This is a genomic window from Pantoea sp. paga, from assembly GCF_007558755.1.
GTDB lineage: Bacteria > Pseudomonadota > Gammaproteobacteria > Enterobacterales > Enterobacteriaceae > Pantoea > Pantoea agglomerans.
Genome location: NZ_VLTF01000025.1, coordinates 1 through 1,712, shown reverse-complemented (window position 1 = coordinate 1,712; position 1,712 = coordinate 1). Strand labels below are relative to the sequence as shown.

The 1,712-nt window shown below is 55.7% G+C and carries 1 protein-coding gene and 2 pseudogenes; 2 read left to right on the top strand and 1 reads right to left on the bottom strand.

The window, feature by feature from the left end; genetic code table 11:
* Positions 1-273: pseudogene (locus tag FOV68_RS24210) on the bottom strand (hypothetical protein); the annotation flags it as partial.
* A gap of 292 nt (positions 274-565) precedes the next feature.
* Here FOV68_RS24210 and FOV68_RS23790 point away from each other — a divergent pair.
* Both FOV68_RS23790 and FOV68_RS23785 read left to right on the top strand, forming a co-directional pair.
* The gene (locus FOV68_RS23790) at positions 566-1,102 is read left to right on the top strand and encodes a recombinase family protein (protein ID WP_143991728.1); all 537 of its coding nucleotides are present in this window, start codon (positions 566-568) and stop codon (positions 1,100-1,102) included.
* A gap of 4 nt (positions 1,103-1,106) precedes the next feature.
* Positions 1,107-1,622, top strand: a pseudogene (locus tag FOV68_RS23785) (IS481 family transposase); the annotation flags it as partial.
* Positions 1,623-1,712: the final 90 nt, after the last annotated feature.

Genomic DNA, 1,712 nt, shown 5'->3' with positions numbered 1-1,712 from the left:
CCGGGGCTTGTGTAATCTCAGTTCATTGATGGCCATGTTTTCGTCTGAGGTCAGATGAGCGTTGCATGCGCCCACTTGTGCAAGCATCGTGCGCTGTGCCGCAGTCAATAACGTTGGCGCACTTTTCGACCGCTCCAGAACTGGGCTGCTCATACTTGTTTGCTGAGGAAGTGCTGATTGCACTCTACTTTCCGATGGGGTGCGTGATATCTGTTTTGACTGATCTAGGATGAGACGTGAGGTGGTATAGGCTGCGGTGATAGGACGATGCATTGAGTCGACCTCCTGGATAGATGAACCTGCTGTGTGGCAAGCAACGCCGTTTCGGTTTCATCACCAGGGTCAAGTGCAGCTCGCTCCGGGTTAGAACATCTGCGGATTTGATCCGCCGGATATGCGAACCACATCTTGCTCGAGTCAAAATGTCTATCAAACGTAGGTTTGTTGGACATCAGGTCGAGATGAGATCGTCCGCTCGGGACGCTGCATTATCTGCATCCAGTAACAGCTTCCAATTTTCAATATCCGGCTACACTGAATTTTCATTGAGTATCTGGACGAAACCATGCTGATTGGATATGCCCGCGTCTCAACCGACGACCAACTACTCGATCTGCAGCGCGATGCGTTGGAGAAAGCAGGCTGTGAGCGCGTGTTCGAAGACACGGCTAGCGGTGCCAAAGCCGAGCGAGTAGGTTTGACTGCCTTGCTGACCACGCTACGCCGAGGCGATACTGTAGTGATTTGGCGCTTGGATCGTCTTGGTCGCTCGCTGAAGGATTTGATCCGGTTGGTCGAGCAGCTAGACGTCGCTAGCGTCGGTTTGCGCAGCTTGCAAGAACGCATCGACACCGCTTCGAGTGGTGGACGTTTGATATTTCACCTGTTCGGTGCCCTGGCCGAGTTCGAACGCAACTTGATTCGTGAGCGCACACAAGCGGGATTGTCAGCAGCACGAGCACGCGGGCGCAAGGGCGGCCGTAAGAAACGGCTCGACCCCGCCAAGCAAGAGCTGGCATTGAGCCTCTACCACGAGCGAAAACACACCGTGGCAGATATTTGCCGCCTGATGGGCAAGCGCAGTGCGCAGCAGGCGGCATAGCGCCATCCCTGACGATTCGCTGACGCGGCTTGGCCATTTGCCGAAGAAAAGCCCGGAGCGAGCTGCCCAGGTGGCCACGATAGCAGAGTTATACGGAGTGTCTTCCAGCACCGTGTACCGGGCGTTGAACCTTATCCATAAACCCCATGCGGCCCACCGTGCCGATCACGGTAAGCCGCGCGTATTGCAGCAAGCCGAGCTGGAACGCTACTGCGAGCTGATTGCGGCGTTGAAGCTGCGCACGACGAATAAGCAAGGTCGGCATCTTTCCACCGGTCGCGCCATTGAGCTGCTGGAAGACTACGGAGTGGAAACCGCCCAGGGGCTGCTGAGTCGCCCTACGATCAACCGCTACTTGTCTCTGTGGCGACTGGATCAGTCGCGATTATTGCGGCAACCGCCTGCCGTTCGGTTTCAGGCTGAGCACAGCAATGACTGCTGGCAATTCGACCTGTCGCCTTCCGACCTCAAGCACATCGACAAGCCTGAATGGATTGATCCGAGCAAAGGTGAACCGACGCGGCACTGTTGCAAATATAAGAATGGATGGGCCTCTTTCCGGTGATGGTGTCTTACATTTCAAAGACTCTGCTCACCAGGCGCATCTCGT

Coding starts and splice junctions, on each gene's coding strand:
- FOV68_RS23790 (WP_143991728.1), top strand. CDS start 566: ATGCTGATTGGATATGCCCGCGTCTCAACCGACGACCAACTACTCGAT.